This window comes from Pedobacter sp., assembly GCF_965227205.1.
GTDB lineage: Bacteria > Bacteroidota > Bacteroidia > Sphingobacteriales > Sphingobacteriaceae > Pedobacter.
The window spans coordinates 510,793-536,556 of the sequence record NZ_OZ245727.1 but is presented as its reverse complement, the minus strand read 5'-3'; the positions used below and the strand labels follow the sequence as shown (position 1 = coordinate 536,556).

At 35.9% G+C, this 25,764-nt stretch carries 21 protein-coding genes; 12 read left to right on the top strand and 9 right to left on the bottom strand.

The genetic code is table 11. The features are described 5' to 3' along the window. Nucleotides 1-68: 68 nt before the first annotated feature. The 4 genes from ACO05K_RS02095 to ACO05K_RS02080 are packed head-to-tail and all read left to right on the top strand — an operon-like array spanning nt 69 to nt 4,316. Nucleotides 69-1,028: a formylglycine-generating enzyme family protein gene (locus ACO05K_RS02095; RefSeq protein ID WP_421942811.1), complete on the top strand. Its 960-nt coding sequence runs from the start codon at nt 69-71 to the stop codon at nt 1,026-1,028. A 20-nt stretch (nt 1,029-1,048) separates the two neighbouring features. Further along, nucleotides 1,049-2,368 (top strand): Gfo/Idh/MocA family protein, encoded by a 1,320-nt coding sequence (locus ACO05K_RS02090; protein WP_421942810.1) that lies wholly within the window; start codon nt 1,049-1,051, stop codon nt 2,366-2,368. Next, nucleotides 2,369-3,400 carry an FAD:protein FMN transferase gene (locus tag ACO05K_RS02085; RefSeq protein WP_421942809.1) on the top strand — a complete coding sequence of 344 codons (1,032 nt, stop codon included), beginning with the start codon at nt 2,369-2,371 and terminating at the stop codon, nt 3,398-3,400. Then, nucleotides 3,387-4,316, top strand: a complete 930-nt coding sequence (locus tag ACO05K_RS02080; RefSeq protein WP_421942808.1) for a hydroxypyruvate isomerase family protein — start codon at nt 3,387-3,389, stop codon at nt 4,314-4,316. The genes ACO05K_RS02085 and ACO05K_RS02080 overlap by 14 nt, the downstream gene beginning before the upstream one ends. Before the next feature lie 114 nt (nt 4,317-4,430). Here the strand turns inward: ACO05K_RS02080 and ACO05K_RS02075 are convergent, their stop codons facing one another. After that, a complete protein-coding gene (locus ACO05K_RS02075) occupies nt 4,431-5,921 on the bottom strand; it encodes an alpha-amylase (RefSeq protein ID WP_421942807.1) in 1,491 nt (496 codons plus the stop codon). Between the two features lie 407 nt (nt 5,922-6,328). Between ACO05K_RS02075 and ACO05K_RS02070 the strand changes: the two genes are divergently transcribed. Together ACO05K_RS02070 and ACO05K_RS02065 are read left to right on the top strand one after the other, a co-directional pair. After that, the gene (locus tag ACO05K_RS02070; RefSeq protein ID WP_421946268.1) at nt 6,329-6,850 is read left to right on the top strand and encodes an acyl-CoA thioesterase; all 522 of its coding nucleotides are present in this window, start codon (nt 6,329-6,331) and stop codon (nt 6,848-6,850) included. Nucleotides 6,851-6,919: 69 nt separating this feature from the next. Beyond that, nucleotides 6,920-8,107, top strand: coding sequence for a sodium:proton antiporter (locus tag ACO05K_RS02065; protein ID WP_421942806.1), 1,188 nt, complete (start codon nt 6,920-6,922; stop codon nt 8,105-8,107). Between the two features lie 2 nt (nt 8,108-8,109). Here ACO05K_RS02065 and ACO05K_RS02060 read toward each other — a convergent pair whose 3' ends face one another. Further along, nucleotides 8,110-8,523 carry an EVE domain-containing protein gene (locus ACO05K_RS02060; protein ID WP_421942805.1) on the bottom strand — a complete coding sequence of 138 codons (414 nt, stop codon included), beginning with the start codon at nt 8,521-8,523 and terminating at the stop codon, nt 8,110-8,112. Between the two features lie 280 nt (nt 8,524-8,803). Here ACO05K_RS02060 and ACO05K_RS02055 point away from each other — a divergent pair, with 280 nt between their 5' ends. Next, nucleotides 8,804-9,187 carry a hypothetical protein gene (locus ACO05K_RS02055; protein ID WP_421942804.1) on the top strand — a complete coding sequence of 128 codons (384 nt, stop codon included), beginning with the start codon at nt 8,804-8,806 and terminating at the stop codon, nt 9,185-9,187. A 56-nt stretch (nt 9,188-9,243) separates the two neighbouring features. On the opposite strand, the gene ACO05K_RS02050 is transcribed toward ACO05K_RS02055, so the two are convergent. Together ACO05K_RS02050 and holA are read right to left on the bottom strand one after the other, a co-directional pair. After that, the gene (locus tag ACO05K_RS02050) at nt 9,244-11,814 is read right to left on the bottom strand and encodes a zinc-dependent metalloprotease (RefSeq protein ID WP_421942803.1); all 2,571 of its coding nucleotides are present in this window, start codon (nt 11,812-11,814) and stop codon (nt 9,244-9,246) included. Between the two features lie 275 nt (nt 11,815-12,089). Next, complete coding sequence (holA, locus tag ACO05K_RS02045; RefSeq protein WP_421942802.1) at nt 12,090-13,112, bottom strand: DNA polymerase III subunit delta; 1,023 nt, start codon at nt 13,110-13,112, stop codon at nt 12,090-12,092. Nucleotides 13,113-13,285: 173 nt separating this feature from the next. On the opposite strand from holA, the gene ACO05K_RS02040 reads away from it, so the two are divergent. After that, nucleotides 13,286-13,744: a type I restriction enzyme HsdR N-terminal domain-containing protein gene (locus tag ACO05K_RS02040; protein WP_421942801.1), complete on the top strand. Its 459-nt coding sequence runs from the start codon at nt 13,286-13,288 to the stop codon at nt 13,742-13,744. Nucleotides 13,745-13,844: 100 nt separating this feature from the next. Here the strand turns inward: ACO05K_RS02040 and ACO05K_RS02035 are convergent, their stop codons facing one another. From ACO05K_RS02035 to ACO05K_RS02020, 4 genes are all read right to left on the bottom strand, one after another. Then, complete coding sequence (locus tag ACO05K_RS02035) at nt 13,845-15,044, bottom strand: Gfo/Idh/MocA family protein (protein ID WP_421942800.1); 1,200 nt, start codon at nt 15,042-15,044, stop codon at nt 13,845-13,847. Between the two features lie 600 nt (nt 15,045-15,644). After that, nucleotides 15,645-17,012 (bottom strand): 3-keto-disaccharide hydrolase, encoded by a 1,368-nt coding sequence (locus tag ACO05K_RS02030; protein ID WP_421942799.1) that lies wholly within the window; start codon nt 17,010-17,012, stop codon nt 15,645-15,647. Between the two features lie 86 nt (nt 17,013-17,098). Continuing rightward, nucleotides 17,099-18,454 (bottom strand): Gfo/Idh/MocA family protein, encoded by a 1,356-nt coding sequence (locus ACO05K_RS02025; RefSeq protein ID WP_421942798.1) that lies wholly within the window; start codon nt 18,452-18,454, stop codon nt 17,099-17,101. 747 nt (nt 18,455-19,201) lie between these two features. Beyond that, nucleotides 19,202-21,880 carry a valine--tRNA ligase gene (locus ACO05K_RS02020; RefSeq protein WP_421942797.1) on the bottom strand — a complete coding sequence of 893 codons (2,679 nt, stop codon included), beginning with the start codon at nt 21,878-21,880 and terminating at the stop codon, nt 19,202-19,204. A 287-nt stretch (nt 21,881-22,167) separates the two neighbouring features. Here ACO05K_RS02020 and ACO05K_RS02015 point away from each other — a divergent pair, with 287 nt between their 5' ends. The 4 genes from ACO05K_RS02015 to ACO05K_RS02000 are packed head-to-tail and all read left to right on the top strand — an operon-like array spanning nt 22,168 to nt 25,069. After that, entirely contained in the window at nt 22,168-23,502 is a 1,335-nt protein-coding gene (locus ACO05K_RS02015) for a dihydroorotase (protein ID WP_421942796.1), read from the top strand. Nucleotides 23,503-23,535: 33 nt separating this feature from the next. Beyond that, complete coding sequence (locus ACO05K_RS02010) at nt 23,536-23,733, top strand: DUF2683 family protein (RefSeq protein WP_421942795.1); 198 nt, start codon at nt 23,536-23,538, stop codon at nt 23,731-23,733. Further along, the gene (locus ACO05K_RS02005) at nt 23,724-23,993 is read left to right on the top strand and encodes a Txe/YoeB family addiction module toxin (protein ID WP_421942794.1); all 270 of its coding nucleotides are present in this window, start codon (nt 23,724-23,726) and stop codon (nt 23,991-23,993) included. The genes ACO05K_RS02010 and ACO05K_RS02005 overlap by 10 nt, the downstream gene beginning before the upstream one ends. 2 nt (nt 23,994-23,995) lie before the next feature. After that, nucleotides 23,996-25,069, top strand: coding sequence for a DUF3810 domain-containing protein (locus tag ACO05K_RS02000; RefSeq protein WP_421946267.1), 1,074 nt, complete (start codon nt 23,996-23,998; stop codon nt 25,067-25,069). A 48-nt stretch (nt 25,070-25,117) separates the two neighbouring features. On the opposite strand, the gene ACO05K_RS01995 is transcribed toward ACO05K_RS02000, so the two are convergent. Further along, complete coding sequence (locus ACO05K_RS01995; RefSeq protein WP_421942793.1) at nt 25,118-25,699, bottom strand: tRNA-(ms[2]io[6]A)-hydroxylase; 582 nt, start codon at nt 25,697-25,699, stop codon at nt 25,118-25,120. Nucleotides 25,700-25,764: the final 65 nt, after the last annotated feature.

The window sequence follows — 25,764 nt, the reverse complement described above, 5'->3', positions numbered from 1 at the left end:
TACTTATTAAATTAGTAATACGATTTAGTGCAATTAAAACGCTACTAAATCTGTCCTAACCAATAACTATGTCAAAAAAAATAATTGCATTTGCCTTTTTATGCTTGCCGCTAAGCTATATTCAAGCCCAAACAAAATCTTACACTCAAAATATAGAAGGAACTTCTTTAAAATTTGACATGCTAGCCATTCCTGCCGGAACTTTCGAGATGGGAAGTAATACTGGAGCAAATGATGAAAAACCAGTTCATCAGGTTAAAGTTGATGCTTTTTATATGAGCAAATACGAAGTTACCTGGAATATTTTCGAACCATTTTTATACCGCGATTACGAACTAAAAGCCAGCAATGGCAAAATACCTGCAAATGTTGATGCCGTAACCCGTCCTACAAAGCCATATTTAGATATGACTTTTGGAATGGGAAAAGAAAATCAGCCAGCAATTGCTATGACTCAATACAATGCCATACAGTTTTGCAAATGGCTGTATGCCCGTACTGGAGTTTTTTATCGTTTACCAACTGAAGCCGAATGGGAATATGCTTGTCGTGCCGGAAGTAAATCTAAATATGCTTTTGGTGATGAGGAATCTCAACTAAAAGATTATGCCTGGTTTAAAGATAATAGCGACAACAAAACGCATCCGGTAGGACAAAAAAAGCCAAACAGTTGGGGATTGTATGATATGCATGGAAATGTAGCCGAATGGGCTTACGACCAATATATTGAAGATTTCTATTCAGCTTCGAAAGATAAGACTGCTCAAAATCCGGTTGCGAAACCAGAAAAACTTTATCCAAATACTGTACGCGGTGGTTCTTACGATGAAACACCTGATAAACTTACATCTTCAGTTAGATTAGCTTCTAGCTCATCATGGAAACAACTCGACCCGCAAATTCCAAAAAGCAACTGGTGGTTTCCTGAAGCTCCATTTGTAGGATTGAGATTAGTGCGCCAAGTTACGCCTCCTTCAAAAGAAGCAATTGATGCTTACTACGATAAAAAACCTATTGCAGATTATTAACCTAAACCAAATAAAACCTCATGAAAAAATCTATTTCCCTACAAGAGCGCCGCGAGTTTTTAAAAGCATCAGCTTTGCTTGCCGGAAGTGCAATGTTAAGCTCCTTCCCTCTTGCGGGTGCTTATGCATCTGGTTCAGATACCATTAAAATTGCCCTGATTGGTTGTGGCGATCGTGGTACTGGTGCTGCATTTCAAGCCTTAAGTACAAAATACAACATAAAATTAGTGGCAATGGCCGATGCTTTTCAAGATAGAATTGATAAAAGCTACCAGGCACTTTCAAGCAAGTTTGCCGCAAAAATGGATGTTCCGAAAGAGCGCCAGTTTGTGGGTTTTGATGCTTATAAACAAGCCATTCCTTTAGCTGATGTGGTTTTGCTGGTAACGCCTCCAGGTTTCAGACCAATTCATTTTGAGGAAGCTGTAAAACAAAACAAGCAGATTTTTATGGAAAAACCGGTTGCAGTTGATGCTCCTGGAATTAGAAAAGTTTTAGCCGCAGCTGAAGAAGCGAAAAAGAAAAAACTGAATGTTGTAGTTGGTTTACAAAGAAGGTATCAAACCAATTATCGCGAAGCGATGAAACGAGTAAATGATGGTGCAATTGGCGATATCATGTCGGGCCAAGTGTATTGGAATAGTGGCGGCGTTTGGGTTAATCCGCGTAAAGCCGGGCAAACCGAAATGGAATATCAAATGAGAAACTGGTATTATTTCAATTGGTTATGCGGCGATCATATTGTAGAACAACACGTTCATAATATTGATATCGCAAACTGGATTAAAAATGCGCATCCGGTTTCAGTACAAGGAACAGGTAGCAGAGCCTGGAGAACCGGAAAGGATTACGGCGAAATTTACGATAACCATTCAATTGAACTTACATATGCTGATGGCGCAGTAATTCATAGTCAGTGCCGCCATTTCGAAGGCATTAGTAACAGAGTTGACGAATCTTTTATGGGTACTAAAGGTAAAATTTACTTATCAGGAAGTAACCAAGCTATTATGAAAGATTATAGCGGTAAAGAGCTTTACAACCATAATACGAAAGGAAATGCAAACCCTTACCAAACGGAACACGATGAACTTTTTGAAGCAATTTCGAAAGGCGAATATAAATTTAACAACGTTGAGTACGCTGCTACAAGCACGTTCACTTCTATAATTGGGCGTTATGCAACTTACTCTGGCGAAACCATAAAATGGGATGAAGCTTTGGCTGCAAATAACAGTTTAATGCCAGATAAATTTGCCTGGGATGCAATGCCTAAAGTATTGCCAGATGCGAATGGAATTTATCCATACGCAATGCCTGGAAAAACTAAAGTTGTGTAAATGCGTTTGTTTCTACCGTTTCTGTGCCTGATTTTTTTAGCATCCTTTTCTAATCCAAAGGAGATTAGAAAATATGAAATATTTGGAACAGCACAAGGAACAGAATATGCGATTACTTATTTCGCAACAGATAGTTTAGTTAAAAAAAGCGACATTGATAATTTGTTAAATGAGATAGATTTATCAATGTCGCTTTACAAAAGCAACTCGCTTATTTCAAAATTTAACGCAGGCAAAAATCCAATTAAAGCAGATAAATTTATTTCAGATGTTTTAAAACGAAGCTTTGAAATTAATGCTGATACGAAAGGTGCATTTGATATAACGGTTGCGCCATTGGTTCAGGCTTGGGGTTTTGGCCCAAAAGAAGAAAAACAGGAACCGAGTGAAACTCAAATAAAAAACATTTTAGCTTGTGTTGGCATTAAAAACATCAGGTTAAAAAATGGAGTATTAAGCAAAACAAAAGAATGCATTAAAATTGATTTAAACGGAATTGCACAAGGTTACAGCGTAGATTTAATTGCCAACCTTTTAGAAAAATCAGGCGTAAAAACTTACATAGCAGAATTGGGCGGCGAAATTAGAGTTTCTGGACCAAAACCTGATGGCGATAACATAAAGATAGGAATTGAAGGCCCGGATGAAAAAGGAATACCAGTTATTAGACACATTGTAGCTTTAAATTCGGGTGCAATTACAACATCTGGTAACTATCGTAAATTTCATCAGTCAGGCTCAAAAACGATATCACATTTAATAAATCCTAAAACCGGATATCCTTTAAACAATGAAATGATAAGTGTTACCGTTTACGCAAATGATGCCATAACTGCCGATGGTTACGATAACAGCTTAATGGCAATGCATATTAATGACGCATTAAAATTCGTCGAAAACCGTAAAAACCTCGAAGCATATTTCGTTTACAAAAACAAGGATGGGAAAATTACCGATACCTTAACCACAGGTTTCAGGAAGTTAATTTACATCGAAAATCAATCTAAAAACCAAACAGATGAAAAGAAGTGAATTTATTAAAAGCACTTTGCTAACAGCAGGCGCTATAACCACAGCAGGCACCATTACGAATGCGTTTGCATCAGATATTCAAAACAAATCATTAGCCGATAAAACCTTCAATCTTGATTACGCACCACACCAGGGAATGTTTCAAAACCATGCAGGTAAGAGTTTTTTAGATCAAATTCAATTTATGCATGATAAAGGTTTCCGTTCTATTGAAGATAATGGATTTTTGGGCAGACCAATTGATGAGCAAGAAAAAATTGGAAATTTATTATCCAAACTTGGTATGCGAATGGGCGTTTTTGTAGTTGATGGTGGTGATAACTGGAAAACATCCTTAACAACAGGAAAAAAAGAGTTCAAAGATAAGTTTGTAGAAACCTGTAAAAAATCAGTAGAAGCCGCAAAGCGATGCAATGCAAAATGGCTAACCGTTGTTCCAGGTTTTTATGAGCGTAATTTGCCTTACGGAAATCAGTTTGCAAATGTGATAGATGCGATGCGTGCCGGAGCCGAAATTTTTGAACCACATGGATTAATTATGGTTTTAGAAACTTTGAGTGATACACCTGAATTGTTCCTTCAAAAGACGAATGAAACTTATGCAGTTTGCAAGGCAGTAAAAAGTCCATCGTGTAAAATTCTTTACGATATCTACCACATGCAGCGCACCGAAGGCGATTTAATTAAAACGATTGATAGATGTTGGGATGAAATTGCCTACGTTCAAATTGGTGATAATCCTGGCAGAAAAGAACCAACAACTGGCGAAATCAATTATAAAAACATATTTAAGCATTTACACACTAAAGGTTATAAAGGTGTAATGGGTATGGAACATGGCAATTCCAGACCAGATAAAGCTGGTGAGTTGAGGGTTATTGAAGCCTATCGTGAAGTTGATAGCTTTTTGAGTTAGGTAAATTAACTCTTGCGGCACAAAAATATTAACCACCTAAGAAATACAAGGAAATATAAAATTACACTTCCTTATATCTCTTAGGTGGTAAAAAATAAAAAAACAACTATATTATTAATTGGTTTTCAAAACCCAAACAGAAACATCTCTTGCATTGCAATGGAACTCTGCAAAGCCATTTTCATCGATGGTAATTTCACCTTCTCTATGTCCTAAAGCATCTACAAAAGTTTTACCTGCAAAATGCTTCCCAATTTCCATTTCTTTAAAACCTTCATCACCTGTGCTCAGTAAAACAGCAAGCCCGCTATTTTCATGTTCTTCATCTCCGGTTCTTGTCCAGCCAACGCAATTACCGTGGTCGAAATAATCTTTTTGTTCTCCATAAGCTAAAGCTGTTCTTATTTTGCTCATGGTTTCAACTTCTGGTATAATCGCTAAATCGATATGAACATCCTCCCCTTCTTTATCTTTATCATCATAAATTCCGCCGTACAAATCCGTATAAAACAAACAAGGAATACCTTGCAAACGCAGTAAAATTATTGCGTAAGCTAATGGCCTAAACCAAAATTCTACATAAGATTCTAATGCTTGTAAAGGTTGCGAATCGTGGTTATCAACAAAGGTTACCGCTAAATCCGGATTGATTTGCACCAATGTTTTATCAAAAATGGTTCGCATATCAAACTGATTTTCCTCATTACTTGCAAGGAAAAAGTTATGATGTAAAAGCGAATCAAAAATTTGCGTTCTTCCGCCAGTAATCTCAATATACTCTAGCTGACCTTCAATATCTATAACATTCCAATCTTCGGCAACGATAAAAAACTTGCGGTTAAACTTCTGATTTAAATGGTCGAGCCATTCTATAATAAAATCAGGATTTATATGTTTTACCGCATCCAATCTAAAACCATCAACTTTAGTCGTTTCGACAACCCACTCTCCCCAATATTTTAATTCATCAATTACCGCCTGGTTGCGATAATCAATATCGTTAAACATCAAATAATCATAGTTTCCAAATTCGGTTGATGGCACTTTTTCAAATCCTTCACCTAAATAATTCTGGATAGAATAAATGGCAGTTTCCTTTAAATCTTCAGCCCAATCTACCCCGCTGAAACACATATGGTCCCAGATAAATTCAGAATATTTGCCTTTACGCCCCGGAAAAGTAAACTTTGTCCAGGCTTCAATTTCAAAAACATCACTTGTAAATTCTTCTCTATCTTCAGGATTTACCGTTCTAACCTTAACTTTTTCAAGTTCATCGCCACCGGCTTTATGGTTAAAAACAACATCAGCTAAGGCGCCAACGCCATTTTCATGCAACGCTTCAATTGCCTTTACGTATTCATCTTTGGAGCCATATTTTGTGTTAACGGCGCCTTTTTGGTCAAACTCACCTAAATCAAACAAATCATAAACGGCGTAACCTACATCGTAAGCCGCATTATTCGATTTGTAAGCCGGTGGCAACCAAACCATTGTAATACCAATTTCTTTTAAATGAGCAGCTTCTGTTGCTACTTTTGTCCACAAATTTTGTTCTTCGTTATAGTACCAATGGAAAAATTGGATAATAGTTTGATTCTGCATTAATTCGATTTTTATGCTAACATAACATGTGTTTATTCTAATTGTTTGTGGGAAAATGTCTGGAAAATTTAATTTTCTATCTCATTATTTACGATTACCGAATTCGAAAAACTTAAAGGTCTAAATTTTCACTTTACAATAGTCCATTTAATCACTCTATCATGATTATACTATTCGAAGTTAATACTAAAACTTAATGTTAATGTCGCATTTGTCGCTTTTGTCGTAAAATGGCACTTTTGTCGGATAAAATATGTCATTTCACCGTCGTTTGACCGTCGGTATATCGTCGCTATGCCGTCGGTTGACCGTTCCAAGAGTAAGATTGACCTAAAAAATTATTAATCTCGCTATTCAAATAAATGCTTAAAGCCAGTTTAATGCATTTTTATTACTTTTGCGCTTACATGAGCCTTAAAAAGAAATTTGCGAAAGAGAGTTTTACCATAATGAATGAATTGGTGTTACCCAACGATACCAATACATTAAACAATTTAATGGGCGGTCGTTTACTCCATTGGATGGATATTGCTGCAGCAATTTCAGCTCAAAAACACTGCAACCGAATTGTTGTAACTGCTTCTGTAGATAATGTTTCTTTTAAGCACCCTATAAAACTGGGCGATGTAATTACAATTGAAGCCAAAGTGACCAGGGCATTTAACACTTCAGTTGAAGTTAGATTAGATGTTTGGGCAGAAAATATTCCAAGTGGTGCCCGCCAAAAAAGTAATGAGGCTTATTATACATTTGTAGCGGTAGACCAAAGTGCACGTACCATCCCTGTACCCGAATTAATACCAGAAACCAGCGAAGAAATTGAACTTTTTGATGGAGCATTGCGCCGCAGGCAGTTACGTTTAGTTTTAGGTGGAAAAATGAGTCCTGACGATGCAAACGAGTTGAAAGCCTTATTTTTTAAATCGTAAATTTTACATAAAAATCCTTTCATGTAATTAGGATTGTTTTATTTTAGCAAATTATCATTCGCTAAAAATATGACAACTTATACCATACTTATTATTTTAAGCGGATTAGTTATTTTTTCTTATCTGTTTGATTTAGTGGCAAGTAAAACCAAAATCCCATCGGTTTTGCTTTTACTTTTACTAGGAATTGGTCTGCGTTTTTTGGTTGATTACCTAAAAATCCACACGTTTAATTTCTTATCAATTTTGCCAACTTTAGGCACAGTTGGTTTAATTCTCATCGTTTTTGAAGGTTCGCTAGAACTAAAATATGATAAGGAAAAGAATAAAATTATTAAGAGTGCTTTTCTATCTGCTTTGACCATTTTACTAGGTACAACAACCATAATAACTTTAATAATTTACCAGATTTCGCACCGCGATTTATACTCCTGCATTGCAAATGCAATTCCTTTCAGCGTAATCAGTTCGGCAATTGCAATTCCATCCGCAGCTGCGTTAGGTAAACAGGATAGAGAATTTGTAATCTACGAATCGTCTTTCTCTGATATTTTAGGAATCATCATTTTCAACTTTGCAATTACCAATCATTCTATTACAACTTCGGCATTTATTGGTTTAGGTTTAAGCACTTTTTTAATCATCTTACTCTCGGCAATTGCTTGTGTAGTTCTGCTCTACATCATGGGGAAACTGGTTCACCACATCAAATTTTTCCTCATCATATCCATACTTATTTTAGTTTACGCAATCGGGCAGTCTTATCACCTATCCTCTTTGGTTTTAATTTTAAGTACAGGGCTGTTTTTAAACAATGCAGATACCATTCAAAATGCATGGTTTAGAAGTGTATTTTTATATAAAAATCTAACAGCAGATTTATCTCAGCTTTACCAGCTCTCTGCCGAAAGTGCTTTTATTTTGCGAACATTTTTCTTTGTAATTTTCGGTTTTACAATGAATGTAAACGAACTGAATAATTTACCGATTTTAGGTAACGGTCTATTTATTCTTATGGCAATTTTTGTAATCAGAATTGTATTCTTAAAAGCATTTAAGGCTGGAAATATTTCGCCAATTTTGTACATCGCTCCGAGAGGATTGATTAGTATTTTATTGTATTTTAATCTTCCTGCATCATTAAAAATGCCTGAGGTTGGCACTTCATTCTTGTTTTTAGTGGTTTTAGGAACCAGTATTTTTATGACTTTAGGTTTAATGTTAAGCAAAAGAAAAGCAGCAGAAACTGCTGCTTAAAATTAGCTCCCCATTTCGAGAATTTTATCAAACTCTTCGGCTTTTAGTGGCATCACAGATAAACGCCCCTGGCGAACTAAGGAAATATCTTTAAGACTTTCTTCGGCTTTTATTTGCTCTAAAGAAACCGGATTCTTTAATGATTCAACAGGTGCTAAATCTACTACAACCCAGTTTTTATCATCGGTAGTTGGGTCTTGGTAAGATTCTTTAACAACCTTTGCTACGCCAACAATATTTTTCCCCTCATTGCTATGGTAAAAAAGCACCAAATCGCCTTCTTTCATATCTCTCAGGTTATTTCTAGCCTGATAGTTGCGTACGCCATCCCAAAATGTGCGTCCATCTTCGTTAAATTTTTCCCAACTATATTTAAATGGTTCTGATTTTACCAACCAGTGTTGTGGTTTAGACATGTTTTAATTGTTTCTACAAAAATAATAATCTATAACAAACCATGATGTTTTTTTATTTAAAAGACGAAACTCACCTAATTAAAATCATCCCGAATTGCTAGTTTTGTTATCAGCAAAAAGTATAAAAAGAATAAAAACAAATTTTAACTTATTACGTTAATAGTTTCGAAATGGTTTTGTATTAAGGCGTTTCGAATTTCAAATCTATATTAACCTAATCTCCATAAAATTCCTCCGGCAACCCTGGTATTAAAATGGGATTAAAATTGTAATTTTATGTATGAATAAGTCCCTGACAATTTTATTTGTGTGCTTGCTGGCAGCATCTACACAAACTTTTTCACAATCCACACATCCTGATTCTGTTAAGGAAACCGCAATTATGGATGCCGAGAAATTTAAACTTAATGAGGCTAATCTAAAGAGATTCAAAAGTGAAAGAAGTAAGCATACGTCAGATTTTTTCAAACCGACGTCGAGCACTGCAAGTAATGCATCTCTACTAAATGATTCAGTTTATGTAAAAGCTTTCAGGCAGGCAGCTCATAAAAATACAAGAAGCAGTAACAAGGTTAAGAAAAACTCAACAATGGAAACAGTTGGCTATGTTGCTGGTGGTGTTGCAGTCGTCGCCTTAATATTTTTAGGCTTAAACGAAATATAAGTCAATAAAAAAGGAGTTCCAAAATTGGAACTCCTTTTTTATTATGTTTTAAAATATTATTTCTTGCTATCTAAAGCATTTTCAATTCTATCAGAAAGGTCTTGTAAATGATATTTACTTAAACCCGTTGCAGAATTTGCACCAGTTTTTATCGTTGCATCAAGTTCTCTTAACTGACCTTTTACAACTGAAGCAACATCACTCTGTGAAGCCGATAAGCCACCTTGAGTACTACCACCTCTACCAACTAAAATCGCATTAGTTGCTGTAGTAGCCGGTGTTGCAGGTTTAATAATCGAAATCAACTTATCTACATATAACTTTTGTAAGTTTCTTCTGTAAACATCAATTGCCTGATTAGATTTTAATTCCGTGAAGATAGAACCATTTAAATCTGTAAATAAATCAGTGATTTTGTATGCAGATGCTCCATCTAAAGCCTCAGCAGAAATTAGCTTCGTTAATGTACTTGTGCCTAACAACCTGTTAATTGTTGTGTTTTGTAATCTACCAACAACTTCTAATCCATCTTGAGAGATATTATCTAAAATTCCTTTATTTAACAACCACGTTGGTGTTTTAAACAATTGAGTATCTAAAAACGTCATCGCTTCCTTTTGAGTTGCAGCAGGTGTACGTTCATAAACAGAACCTTCTTGCTCTACAGTTTTCGGATTTTCGTAAATACCACCGATGTTTTTAGCAACGTGCCCCATGTAGCGACCAAACTGCGTTGTCAACTGACCGTACATATTAGAAAGGTTATCGTAACCATCAGCAGGCTCTTTTGTCCATTCTGGTAGGTTTGTTAAAATTACTTTAAGGTTTTTAATACCGTAAGTACTTGCTTTCATTGCGTTATCCGATAAATCTTCATTTTGCGAATGCGGATCATCTGGATTTGTTTCAGTACCAAACCATAATCTTCTGTTTTTAGCCGATTCGATAACCATCTTATTCAAAATTGGCACTTCTTGCTGAGCATTTTTAGTTTCAGGGAAATATTTGTAACCCCACTCAATAGCCCATTTATCATAATCGCCAATACGAGGATATAATCCCTTTGGTGAAATTTTATCTTCTGGTTGTGCTACATAATTGAAACGAGCATAATCCATAATAGATGGCGTATGTCCGTTAGCTTCTACCCATTTTTTATCTCTCAATAACTCGGTAGGAACAGTTGAACTTGAGCCATAATTGTGGCGTAAACCTAAAGTGTGACCAACTTCGTGAGAAGATACAAAACGAATTAAATCGCCCATTAGCTCATCGCTGAAAGTCATTTTACGAGCTCTGGTATCTACCGCAGCCGTTTGAATCATATACCAATCGTGAACCAATTTTTGAACATTATGAAACCAGTTAATATGACTTTCCATAATTTCTCCACTACGTGGGTCAGAGATACTTGGTCCGCTGGCATTTGCAATTTCTGATGGTTTATAAACAATAGCAGAATTACGTGCATCATCTATACTCCAGGTAGAATCTTGTTTGAAAGTTGGTGCCTCTTTACCCATAACGGCATTTTTGAAACCCGCTTTTTCAAAAGCTTTAGCCCAATCGTTAACACCGGCAATTAAATAAGGAACCCATTTTTTTGGAGTTGCCGGGTCGATATAGAAAATAATCGGCTTTATTGGCTCAACCAATTCACCACGTTTGTATTTTGCTAAATCTTGTGGTTTTGGTTCTAATCTCCATCTTTTAATTAATTCAATTTCTTTTACACCTTGTGGATTTAAATCGAAATCAGTGTATCCAACAGCAAAATAACCAACACGAGGATCGAAATAACGTGCTTTCATTGGCACTTTAGGCAAAATAACTAACGAAGTATTTAATTCGATAGTTGATGAACCTGCAGAAGCACCACCACCCATTGCAGGAGCAGCAGCACCACCAAATGGATTTGCAGCAGCCGTTAAGCTATAAGTTTTAACGGTATTGATTTCTACATTTGTTGGGAAGCTTCTTAAATTTTGAATGTAACTTCTATCTGCTTGTTGAGCACCTAATCTAAATCTTGTTTTTGATGCTGGAGAACTGAAATAGAAAATATCGTTATCGCTATTCAGATAATCAGTAATATCAATTACACTTCCTTTTTTATCAGTGGTGTAAGCTGCAATATTAAATGAAGCAGCAATTGCCTGAATATTTGAATTTTTTAAAGATTGATACATTGAAGTTGTACTATCCGGACCGTAAGTTCTATAACTTACTTTACGCATGAAAATGCGATTATTCGGACCTTTTTCGAAGCGGATTACAGCACTTCCAATCTGGTCGCCTGCATAACCTTGAACGGCTCTAACTTCAGCACCTGATTTTGATATTCTGCTAACCACTAAAATATCTCTACCTAAAGTTGTATCAGCAATCTCAAAAAAGAATTTATCTTCGATTTTGTGAGTTGTAATCATTCCTTTACGCGTAGATGCTTTGGCTGTAATTACCTGATCGTAAGGCTTTGGCTGTGCTCTAACTCCCGAGCCTAATGCAGCACCCGGAGCTCTCCTTGTGGTATCGCCTGGCGCAGCACCTGCACCTTGTCTTACTTGAGCGGATGCAAAAGTAACGGCAGAAACAGCAAATAATATGCTGAGTAAATTTTTCTTCATAACAAATTAGTTGATTTGACTGTAAATATAGTTTAGAACTAAGATTTCGTATGATTTCCGTAATAACTTTTAAGTTACAAAGGAATTATTTGTGATTGTTAATCGTTTTACTTGGTTAATTGTTTTATTTGGTTAATTGACGAATTGTTAAACTGGTTAATTGCCTTGGTCAGTTAAACAATTCCAACAGTTTAAACAATTAACCCTTAATAGGTAATCCCATCACCAACAATTAAACAATTTTTACAATTTAAACAGTTAACCTACATTAACCGTTAATGAACAATTTTAAAAACCAATTCCTTTAAAAGTTCTCCATCGTTAACATTGCCAGAACTATCTAAACCTTTACTTTTCAAATCGTACTCCCGAAGCAAACTGATTACCTGAAAAACTTTACCAGTATTATAATTTCTGGCTGCAACCTCATAATCTTTCACAAAGAATGGCGGAACACCTAGTGCCGATGCAGCATCAGCTTTGTTTGGTATATAATGATATTTTAAAAGCTTGGTAAAATAGCCACCTAAATTTGCCATTACCATAACTGTTGGGTTGGCTTTTGGGTTGCTTGCAAAGTAGTTTATTATTTTATTGCATTTCAAAACATCGTGAATAGCTAATGCTTTCTGTAATTCAAAAACATTATATTCTTTACTAATACCAATGTTTTTTTGAACCAAATCAGTATTTATAGTAACATCTTTCGGAACATTAAGCATTAATTTTTCAATCTCATTGGCGATTTTAGAAAGGTCTGTCCCTAGATATTCTGCCATCAAGGCTGATGCTTGTTGATCTATTTTATAGCCTTTTTCTCTGATAAAATCTTCTATCCAAGGGACAAGTTTATAATCTCTAACTAAATCTGACTGGAAGATTAAACCACTTTTACTTATCGCCTTATAAACTTTTTTTCTTTTATCGAAGTTGGCGTATTTGTAAGCCAAAACTAAAATGGTACTTGGCAAAGGCTTCTCAAAATAATTTAATACAAATTCAGCCTCTTTACTTCCCGCATCTTCCTTACCCCATTTTAAATCCTGCGCTTCTTTAACAATAACAACCTGGTAATCCGACATCATCGGGTAACGTTTGGCTGCACCTAAAACAGTTGCCATATCGGTATCTTTACCGTACAAAACAGTTTGATTGAAACCCTTTTCGGCATCATTCAACAATTTATCTTCGATATAATCTGTTATCTGGTCGATGTAAAAAGCTTCTTCTCCATGCAATAAATACACAGGCTTGAATTTCCTAGCTTTGATATCCTTAATAATTTCAGCAGCAGTCATTGCTGTAAAATTACAATTTAGCTTTTAGGATTTACGAAATGTTTATAAACAATATTAACTTTGGCGTACATTGGTTAATTGCCTAATTGTTCAATTGGTTAATTGTTTAATTATGATTGATTATTGTCTTATTTGGTAATTGCTAATTTTATAATTGCGTATCGAAATCCAAAATGTTTAATCCTACCCCACTTAATCTTCCGCCATATCCTTTTAAAATTACTAAAAAAGATAATGTGGTTTTTATTTTTGATGAGTTGAGGAAAAAGCATTTGGTTTTAACGCCCGAAGAATGGGTTCGGCAACATTTTATCCAAGATTTAATCCTTAATAAGAAATTCCCGAAAACATTGATTCAGATTGAGGGAGGCTTAACTTTAAACCAACTACAGAAGCGTAGTGATATTTTAGTTTACAATACTGCTGGAGAAAAGTTGGTTTTAATCGAATGTAAAGCGCCAAATGTAAAAATTACTCCTGCTGTTTTTGAGCAGGCTTCCCGGTACAATTCTATTCATCAGGCTAAGTGGATTGTGCTTACCAATGGCTTACAACATGTTTTTGCCAAAATGGATTTAGCTAATGCGAGTTTTGTTTTTACACCAGAAATGCCCGATTATTTGGATTTGTAGAATAGTTAATGTCAGTCTGAGCTTGTCGAAGACCTGTTTTACAACTCCTTCGACAAGCTCAGGATGACAAGTTGAGAAATATAAATGACTACCGAAAATCCTACAAATTATACTCTGGTTTCCAAACTTGCTTGTTGCCCGAATAAATCGCTTCGTTGCACATGGCTACACAAATTGCAGCTTGTGTTCCGGTTTTTACGTTTGATGCAGGAAATTTCCCGGAGATAACTGACTCGTAAAATTCATCCAAGGCATAAGTGGTTCCGTCTTTAGTTGGCGTATCCAAAATCGGGATTCCGCCATCTTTGTTAACCACGATTTTCGTTGCTCCGGTAACACCATCAACAATGCCCAATTCTTTTTTGGTTTGCTGCTCCGGGTAGAAAATCCCGGTATCTGTAAGGAGAGAAACAGAACCTTTCGTTCCTTTTATTTTGAACAGATAACCATCATGCGCATTCCCGCAAGTTGCACCGAAATTACCAATCATACCCGCTTTTTCGTACCTCAACATCGTCTGAATGTTATCGTATGTTTCTCGTCCATCTTTAAAAACATCTATTCCACCAGTTCCGGTTATAGCATCTGGCTGGGTTTCGAAAGCCCAATTAATAAAATCAATCTGATGCGATAATAATTCGGCAGCTAAACCACCAGAATATTCTTTATACATACGCCAGTTGATCTGCCTTTCCAGTTTTGGATCGTTTACCTTTCTGCGCCAGTTCCCGTTTCTATCCCAACGGCAATCTACTTGCGAGACATTGCCCAAATAGCCACTTCTAATCATATCCTTAACCTTAAAATAAAGCGGAGAATAACGATATTGATAACCAACCTGATAAACTTGTTTTGGATATTTTAAAACCAGATTTCGCAATTCTAAAGCCTGTGCGATGTTGTAAGTCATGGTTTTTTCTACATAAACATGCTTACCAGCCAATACGGCGTCTTTTGCAATCTGAAAATGTTCGCTTAATGGCGTAGCAATAAAGACGGCTTCAACTTTTTTATTATCTAAAATTTGCTTGTAATTTTTAATTGCCTTTGCAGTTTCGGGCACAAACTTTTTGGTTTCGTCCAATCTAAAATCTAAAACATCGCAATAAGCAACGATATTAAATTTTGCAGGCATCGATTTAATTACCGACAAAACGCCTTTGCCCCTATCGCCGCAACCAATCATTGCAATATTGATTATTCTTTCTCGATTTAAACTCAGGTTAGCAACTGCTGCATCGGCAACTAATAAACCCGAACTAAATAATGCTGACTTTTTAATAAACGAACGACGGTGCATGATAGAAATTTTAATCGGTTAGGTGTTCTTGTAAAAATAAGTTTTTGTGGCGCAAATAACTTTAATTTCCTTTATAAATTGTTGCTTATATTTTGTGTCCTGGCCGGACGGGCTTTTTTCTTTTGACAACAAAAGAAACAAAATTGCCGGCTGAAAATTATGAATTGACTTTTAATTTTTATTGGTATTCATGAAGGCTTCGCCGTTTTTGTTTTAAAGTTTGTGCTTTGGCTTTTTCATTGCATCCCCAATCCCGTACGTACGGGATGTTAGGCCGGATTTAAGCTTAACGAAGATGCACTACTTTAGCTTAGTTAGATGCAGACGCTCGCTGAATAAAATTTTAATTAATAGCTATGATTGTATTAATACAAAAACGCTAATCATAAACCCGATAGCAGTGAAAATCTTTTTAAATAAGCAGCAACCCTGAATGTTCTGTCATTCTGAGGAACGAAGAATCTGCAACCGATGAAAAAGATTCTTCGTTCCTCAGAAAGACAGAAATAATTTAAAAAATTGTAACGAATAGCGGGACTTCAGTCTACTATAAAAAGCAGACGTTCATTTTCAAAAAATAAACGTCTGCTAAAATTTGAACTATTTTAATGTTTTTATTTTAATGGTTCTGAAATCTACTTTATTACCATGATCCTGAATCAGAATATGGCCTTTTGCAGCTTGGCCGAAGTTTTCCCAGTTTTTGTATTTACTTATGGCAACCAGTTTTTTAAACTCCTCTGAACCGCGAACATATTCTAAAACTTTAACACCATTTAAATAATGCTCAACCCTGTTATCTGGATAAACGATTAAACGAGCATTGTTCCAGCTACCAATCGGACGAAGGTAACGTGGCTCCTTTTTAGCGGTCATTAAATCGTATAATGAAGCCAAAGTACGGTTTCCATCCCTGCCAAGTTTCGCATCCGGATGAAGTACATCATCTAAAACCTGATACTCTAAACCAATTGCCGAACCTGCGCTTTTTTCGTTTAAGGTTACAAAATATTTAACGCCACTGTTTGCGCCCGGAGTAAGTTTAAACTCGAAAGACAAATCGAAAGCTGAAAACTCTTCTTTAGTTACAATATCGCCACCGTTTGTAGATTCTGCACCGCCAGATGGTTCTACACTGATTATGCCATCAGCAATTTTCCATCCTTTTTCTGGAAATGTAGTTTTATGAGCAGCAACCCAACCATTGCTGGTTTTTCCATCAAAAAGCAATTTATAACCTTCAGATTTTTCGTAGGCAGATAAAGTATTTGGAGTTAAATTAACCGTATAAATTCCCTTTGGAAATGCTTTCGGCTTTAAGTTTTCGGTTTGGATATTGATGTTTTTGAAGTAAACTTTCTTACCATCGTTTTCTAAAATGTTTCCAATTCCATGCACCTGCAAACCGATAAAACCAGATTTATCTAAAGTATCGATTACGTAAGCAACAGGTTTACCGTTTACCCAAGTTTTAAGTTCGTTACCAATGTTTTCGATTCGGTAATGATTATACTCGTTCTTTTTATACAACGACTTTGCAGTTGGGTTAAGCTCTAACGGATAAAGCCATAACCTGCGGGCTTCATCGTAAATACCACCAGTCCATGCTCTTGCAGCCGGGTCTATTTCCATTTGTCTGCCGTAAACTAAACCTCTGCCATTGTTACCTTCTGGTTTTAAATGACTACGGGTTTGAATACCGGAATTGGTGCTTTCGCCTTCTAATTTCACATCTAATTCGAGAATAAAATCTCCGTATTCTTTTTCGGTGATTAAAAATGAATTCGGTGTTCCTTTAGTCATGGTGCCAACAATTGCACCATCTTCTACTTTGTAAGGCGCAGCACCTGCAACCGCTTTCCAACCGTTTAAGGTTTTACCATCGAAAAGTGGTTTTGATTTCTGTGCAAAGGCTGAAAAACTAATTAATGAAAGGGTTAGAATACTGTATTTTTTTATGTTGAACATCTTTTTGATTTTGCCGTCATTGCGAGGCACGAAGCAATCTATAAACAGAGATTGCTTCGTGCCTCGCAATGACGAATTGCTGAATATTAATATTTAAAAACTTTTCCGTTTGCGATTACTTCTTGTTTGCCTTCATCAAAAACTGCTTTTGCACCGGTACGCACCGCAGCATTAGTCATGATGTTTGCAATTGAATGTGAATAACCTGCCTCCACCGGAGCGTTAGGCGTTTTACGACTACGTACACATTCCATCCAGTTTCTCATGTGACCAGAAGTTAATGGATCGCCGCCCATATTTGCACCAGTTGCAGCTTTTATAGCAGTTTTACTTAAATCAAACTCAGGCAAAAGATTTGCTTTTAAACCCATTGCCGCAGCTTCTCTTTCTCTTAAACCACCTTTAGGAGATACTTTATTCGTAATTAAATTTAATTCGCCTCCGTTTGAGTAATAAACTTCTCCGGTATCGCCAACGCTATTTTGCATTCTTGAAGTGAAAGTTACCTGAAATCCATCTGTTGTATTCGGCTGGCCATAATCAAAAACCGCGACCATCGAATCCCAGTTTCTGCGGCCATCTTTCCAGGTGTAAATTCCACCATTTGCAACCACGCTTCTTGGGTGTTTTAAATTGGTAAACCAATGTACGGTATCAATCTGGTGCGACATCCATTGTCCAGGCATTCCTGATGAATATGGCCAAAACAATCTATATTCTAAATATTTTCTTGGGTCGAAAGCTTCGTTCGGACGATTTAACAAAAATCTTTTCCAATCGATATCTTCTTCTTTAAGTTTTGCAACTAAATCTGGTCTGCGCCAACGGCCAGGCTGATTAACATTCCAAACTAAATCTACCGCAGTAATTGGTCCAAATTTACCCTCCTGAATGTATTTTGCAGCGTTAACATAGTTTTCTCCGCTTCTGCGCTGAGAACCAATCTGCACAATTCTATCCGTTGCTTTTACTGCTTTTAACGCAGCTTTTGCATCATCCATTGTTTCAGCAAAAGGTTTTTCTACGTAAGCATCGCAATTAGCTTTTACGGCTTCAATGGTATGTAAAGCGTGTTGAAAATCGGCCGTGCTAATAATTACAGCATCTAAATCTTTTGTTGCATAAAGCTCATCGTTATTTCTACAAGCCTTTATATCATGCCCAAATTTTTCTTTTAAATGTGCTATACCCAAATCTCTACGGTAATTCCATAAATCAGAAAGACCAACAATATCAAAGTTTAGCTCTTTGTTGTGGTTTAAGAAACAAGGTAATAATGTATCCTTAAAACGATCTGAAAAACCGACTACACCAACACGTACTCTATCATTTGCTCCGATTATTCGCCCGTAACTCTTTGCGCTCATACCCATTGTTCCTGCATAAGTTGCCGCAGCAAAAATTGCAGATTGTTTAATAAATTTCCTTCTGGAATTTTCCATTTCTATAATTTGGTTATATTAAAAAAGATGGTTTCTCATTAAACCATAATCTTAACCTAAAATACTGTTTTAAATACGAGGCTGTAAATTTGAACAAGTAATTTTTTTGAAACCATCTTAATCAAATAGCATTTAAAAATCTACCCAAACCTTTATTAAAAGGCATTCAAGGCATTTTTTAGCAGAATAAAACTTAAACTAATAATTATGGAAAACGTTTGAAATAATAATTCTTAATTCTTTGAGGAAACAAAAAGCCCTTTAGAAATTTGATTGTCCCCTAAAAGATTTTTTTATTTCATAAAAATCAATATGAATGAAATTATTATAAACTTGATTTGTTCAATTTGCATTTCCCCTATTTAGAGGGATGCCCACAGGGCGGGGTGTTTGTTTGTCTTGGCCAGACGGGCCTTTTTCTTTTGACAACAAAAGAAACAAAATTGCCGGCTGAAAATTATTCATTAGTTTTTATTCTTTTTTTATTGGTATTCATGAGGGCTTCACCGTTTTTGTATTAAAGTTAGTGGTTTGGCTTTGACCGTGCTTCCACAATCCCGTATGTACGGGATGTTAGGCCGGTTCAAAGTAGAACGAAGAAATAGTGCTTAGGCCTAGTTATGAGGAAATTCAACCAGCGAATTAAAAGTTTGAAACAATTATTCAGATGTGATTTTTAAAAACAAAAAGCCCTTTAGATATTTAATTCTAAAGGGCTTATCCAAAACCTAAAAGGTTTAATAAAATCTATCCTAACATCGCTAAACTTTCTTCAATTATTTGAATCTTCGCTTCAGCATCTGCTTTCTTATTACGTTCGTTGGCAATAATTTCTGGTTTCGCATTTTGCACAAAACGCTCATTGCTTAGTTTTGCATCAACAGATTTTAAGAAGCCTTGAAGGTAAGCCAAATCAGCATTTAAGCGAATGCGTTCTGCATCAACATCAATATTTTCAGTTAATGGAATAAAGAATTCGTCTTTTCCGGCCATGAAAGCCGTTGCACCAGCAATTTTATCGTTTACAATTTCAGCTTCAGAAACATTAGCCAGTTTGAAAACAATGTTTAACCATTTTTCATAATCGATGTCAGAATTCACTTTCAAGCTCAAAGGCAATGCCTCTTTTGGCGAAATTTGTTTTTGGTTACGAACATTTCTGATTTCAGCAATAACGGTTTTGATTACCTCCGCATCTTTCAGTAATTTCTCATCAATTGCGCCACCTTTCGGGAATTCGGCAACAATACAGCAGTCCATTTCGCCACGTTCAGCAAATAAATCATCATGCCATAATTCTTCGGTTAAGAAAGGCATATTCGGGTGCAATAATTTTATAATCTGCTCAAAGAAACCAACCGTAGCTTTGTAACTTTCGGCATCGATTGGTTGTTGGTATGCAGGTTTAACCATTTCTAAATACCAGGCACAGAAATCATCCCAAACCAATTTATAAGTTGTGGTTAAAGCTTCCGATAAACGGTATTGTTTAAAGTTAGCTTCAATTTCTACTAAAGCTTCATTAAAACGGTTTTCGAACCATGAAATCGCTTGTGTATTCGGGTTTTCTAAATTTTCATCAACTTCCCATCCTTTAACCAAACGGAATGCATTCCATATTTTAGAAGCGAAATTACGGCCTTGCTCACAGTAGCTTTCATCGAACATTAAATCGTTTCCTGCAGGCGATGACATTAACATACCCACGCGAACTGCATCAGCACCATATTTTTCAATCAATCCAATCGGGTCTGGCGAGTTACCTAAAGATTTAGACATTTTACGACCTAATTTATCGCGAACGATACCCGTTAAATAAACATTTGTAAATGGTTTTTTGCCCATAAACTCATGTCCAGCCATAATCATACGTGCCACCCAGAAAAACATAATTTCTGGTGCTGTAACCAAATCATTCGTTGGGTAGTAGTAATTAATATCCTTATTATTTGGGTCTTTAAAACCATCGAAAACAGAAATTGGCCACAACCATGATGAAAACCAAGTGTCCATTACATCTTCATCCTGTTTTAAAAAAGGCTCTAATTGATGTTTAAATCCAGCTTTTTCACTTTCGTTAGCACTTTCATCCAAATGTTTTTTCTTCCAGAATTCTTCTAAAGCTTCATCTTTGGTTTTAGCAACAACCCAGTTTCCTTTATCATCGTACCAGGCCGGAATACGTTGTCCCCACCATAGCTGACGAGAAATATTCCAATCGCGAACATTTTCCATCCAATGTTTGTAGGTATTCTCAAACTTGTTCGGAATCAGATTTACATCGCCATTCAAAACATCATCCAAAGCAGGCTGAGCCATTTCTTTCATCTTCACAAACCACTGCATCGAAAGTTTTGGTTCAATAGCCGCATCCGTACGTTCTGAGAAACCAACCTGAGATTTATAATCTTCAACCTTATCTAAATGACCAGCTTCTTCAAGCATTTTGGCAATCTTTTTACGGGCAACAAACCTGTCTTCGCCCACCAAAATAACCGCCAATTCATTTAAAGTTCCATCATCATTTAAAATATCGGTAACTGGTAAATTGTGTTTAACACCCAATTCATAATCGTTCAAATCATGCGCAGGCGTAACTTTTAAACAACCTGTACCAAACTCAATATCAACATATTCATCCTCTATAACAGGAATTTCGTGATTAACAAGCGGTACAAAAACCTTTTTACCTTTTAAGTGCGTAAAACGTTCATCGTTCGGGTTGATACAAATCGCAGCATCAGCCATAATTGTTTCTGGACGCGTAGTAGCGACTGTTAAGTATTCAGGCTCGTCTTGATTCTTGCTACTCGATACTTGATACTTAATATAATACAGCTTTTGGTTGACTTCCTTACGGATTACCTCTTCATCAGAAACCGCCGTTTTACCTGCCGGGTCCCAATTTACCATTCGGATACCGCGATAAATCCAACCTTTTTTATACAAATGAATAAACGAACCGATAACCGCCGCAGAAAGGTCTTCCTCCATCGTAAAACGAGTACGGTCCCAATCGCAACTTGCACCCAGTTTCTTCAACTGCTCTAAAATAATACCACCGTATTTTTCCTTCCACTCCCAGGCATATTTCAAAAATTCATCACGAGAAAGGTCTTTTTTATTGATGCCTTGTTCTTTTAACATTGCCACAACTTTCGCCTCAGTAGCAATAGATGCATGGTCAGTTCCAGGAACCCAGCAAGCATTTTTACCTTGCATACGGGCTTTACGAATCAAAACATCCTGAATCGTATTATTCAGCATATGCCCCATGTGCAGCACACCCGTAACATTTGGCGGCGGAATTACAATAGTGTAAGGCTCGCGTTCATCAGGTTCTGAGTGAAAAAACTTTTTCGATAGCCAATAGCTATACCATTTATCTTCTGTTTCTGCAGGATTGTACTTGGTGGAAATGCTCATGAAAAATTATTCAATATCAATTTGAGTGGCAAAAATACGTTTTTAAGGGCAAAATTTAAAGAGCAAATCATTTGAAAAGCAAGTGCAGTATTTCATTTTAAGGTTAGTCCTGCCATCCGCTTTATCCCGAGAAATTCGGGATGCTCGCTCCTGTCAGGTTTATTTTACTCAAAACAGTACAACAAACTCAGTTTGCACCATGTTGTACAATTAACCAATTCAACAATTGAAACAATTAACCCAATTTACCATTTAAACAATTAACCCAATTTACTACCTTTGAAACCATGAATTCTTACCTGATAAAAGCTGCCACAATTGTAAACGAAGGGCAAAAAATTGTTGCTGATGTATTAATTAAAGATGGATTGATAACCAAAATCGGTCAAAATCTTTCTGCCGATGGCGTACAAGAAATTAATGCCGAAGGCCAGTACCTTTTACCAGGAATGATTGATGATCAGGTTCATTTTCGCGAACCAGGTTTAACACACAAAGCAGATATTTTTACAGAAAGTATGGCCGCTGTTGCTGGTGGAATTACCTCTTTTATGGAGATGCCAAACACCGTTCCAAATACTTTAACGCAAGAATTATTAGCAGATAAATATGCAATCGCAGCTGAAACTTCTTTAGCTAACTACTCGTTTTACATGGGTGCAAGCAACGATAACATTGAACAAGTTTTAAAAACCGACCCTAAAAATGTTTGCGGAATTAAAGTTTTCATGGGTTCATCAACTGGCAACATGTTGGTTGATAATGAAAAAACTTTAGAAAATATTTTCAGCAAGGCACCAATTTTGGTAGCCACTCATTGCGAAGATGAAGCAACCATTCGCCACAACCTTGCAGAATTTAAAGCAAAATATGGTGAAGATTTAACCATAGATATGCATCCATTAATTAGAAGTGCAGAGGCTTGTTACAAATCATCATCTTTAGCTGTAGAATTGGCAAAAAGCTATCAAACCCGTTTACATATTCTACACATTTCTACCGCGAAAGAAATTGCACTTTTCGATAATTCAATTCCATTAAAAGATAAAAAAATTACTGCCGAAGCTTGCGTTCATCACCTTTGGTTTAATGATAAAGATTACGCTAAAAAAGGCAACTTTATAAAATGGAATCCTGCGGTTAAAACCGAAACAGACCAAAATGGAATTTTAGCAGGTGTTTTAAATGATAACATTGATGTTATTGCAACCGATCATGCGCCGCATACTTTAGAGGAAAAAAATCAGCCTTATGCACAGGCACCATCAGGCGGGCCTTTGGTTCAACATGCTTTGCCGGCTTTGTTAGAAATGCATTTGCAAGGCAAAATTTCTTTAGAGAAAATTGCAGAAAAAACAGCGCATAATCTTGCAATCTGTTTTAACATTGAGAAACGTGGTTTTATTCGTGAAGGTTATTGGGCAGATTTAGTTTTGGTTGATTTAAAAGATTCATGGACAGTAACAAAGCTTAACAATTTCTACAAATGTGGTTGGAGTCCGTTTGATGGCGATACCTTTCAAGCAAGTGTTACACATACATTTGTCTCGGGTAATTTAGCTTATCAAAAAGGCAGATTCACTACAGACCAAATCGGCAAGCGACTAACTTTTGAAAGATAGATTTGTTATATTTGTTTATCAGGCACTGAAAATATGGAAACATTAATTGTACACCCTAAAAACGAAGAACAAGCCACAGCCTTAAAAGCGGTAATGAAAGTTTTGAAAATTGATTTTGAAACCGAAAAAAGCCCGTATAACCCAGAATTTGTAAAAGACATCTTGCAAGCTCGAGCAGATATAAAAAATGGTAAAGGTGTAAAAATTGCAGTTGAAGATTTATGGAAGTAATTTTTGCTCCAAAAGCTATTGCACACTTAAAGTATTGGAAAAAATCAGGCAACAAAGCTATTCAGAAAAAAATTGAACAATTGATTAAAGCCATTCAAGAAAATCCTTTTGAGGGAATCGGTAAGCCTGAACCCTTAAAATATGAATTATCTGGTTCCTGGTCTCGTAGAATTAATGAAGAACATCGTATCGTTTACGAAATTCGTGATGATGGAATCATTGTTATTCTAGAAATTCAATCCTTAAAAGGACATTATTGATAGTGTTTAAACATCCGGTTTATAAATCATTTACAATTTTAATCAGCATTTCTATACTGATTTTTGTCTTTGGCTTTTTCCCCAATCTTATCCAAAAATATTACTCAGTTGGGATTTACATCTACATTTCTTCATCACTAAGATTTATATCCTCAATTTTTCCTTTTGCCATTGGCGATATTGTTTACGGCCTATTAATCGGCTTTATTCTTTACAAAATCATCAGATTTTTCAAGAAAAGAAAAACTTTAAAAAGAACAGATAGAATCATTGTTCCAATACAGGTTTTAAACTTCTTCCTAATTCTCTACATCATCTTCAAACTAGTTTGGGGTTTAAATTATAGCCGACCAAGCGTGAGCGAAGAATTAGGTATTGGAAATGAAAAATATAGCGTTAAGGAACTTGTTTTATTGGGCGATTATTTCGTTCAAAAAACTAATGATTTAAAGCTTAAACAAAGTAAAATTCCGACTTACAAAATTGATGAATTAGAAAAAATTTCTTCCGCAGCATACAATTTAATGGAGCAGAAAAATTCATTATTTAAATATTCAAACCCCTGTTTAAAATCTGTTCTAAGCGCTTATTTTGTAAGTAAAGCTGGCATTGAAGGTTATTACGCTCCATTAACCGGAGAAGCAAATATGAACATGAATTTGCCTGATTTTGTTAAACCCTATGTTTCTTGTCACGAAATCGCACATCAATTGGGCATTGCCTATGAAGATGAAGCGAATCTTTTAGGTTATTTAACAGCAAGTAATAGTCCTGATTTAAATTACCAATATTCAGCTAATTATGAAATGCTAAGGTATATTTTATTCGAAATCAGGATTAAATCTCCGGAAGATTATAAATTATTACACGACAAATTATCAGCTGGTGTTTTAACGGATTTCAAAACCGAAAAAGAATTTTGGCGAAAATATAATGGCGAAATGTTTGGCTACATGGATGCCGCCTTTGACAGTTTCTTGAAACTTAATAATCAAAAAAAAGGTATAAATAGTTATCAGGATATTGTTATCTGGCTGTGGAATATACATAAGCATAAGTTGAAAGTTAAAGGTTAAAAGTTTAGACGCCCAAACTTATAACTTACAACTTTTAACCTATAACTCTTACCCGTGTATCGCCTCTTTTGTACCAAAACTTTGAATTAATTCTCCTTCAAATTCCAACCATTCTTTCCAACGTTTATCTACATCAACATCAGTACTGTACTTTCTGGCGAAATTTAAGAATGTGGTATAATGTGTTGCTTCAGAAATCATTAGCTCATGGTAAAATTTAGCTAATTCAGCATCCTTAATGTTTTGAGAAAGCACACGAAAACGTTCACAACTTCTGGCTTCAATCATTGCCGCAAATAGAAGCCTATCAATAAAAGCCTGGTTTCTACTACCATCTTTTTTGCTGAATTTAACCAAACGCCCAACGTAATCATCTTTTCTTTCGCGGGTTAAAGTATAGCCACGTTGTTTTATAATTTCGATAACCATTTGGAAATGCTGCATCTCTTCAATCGAAATTGCAGTCAATTCTTCAACCAAATCCTGATGTTCTGAATTTTGAGTAATTAAGGTAATAGCATTAGATGCCGCTTTTTGCTCGCACCAGGCATGGTCGGATAGAATTTCTTCTAAATTTGATTCAGCAATATTTGCCCAACGTGGGTCTGTTAATAGTTTTAATCCTAACATGTGGTTTTTAATTCGAATGGCAAAATTAAGAATTTCTTGCACAGCCCACGATTTAAATCGTGGGT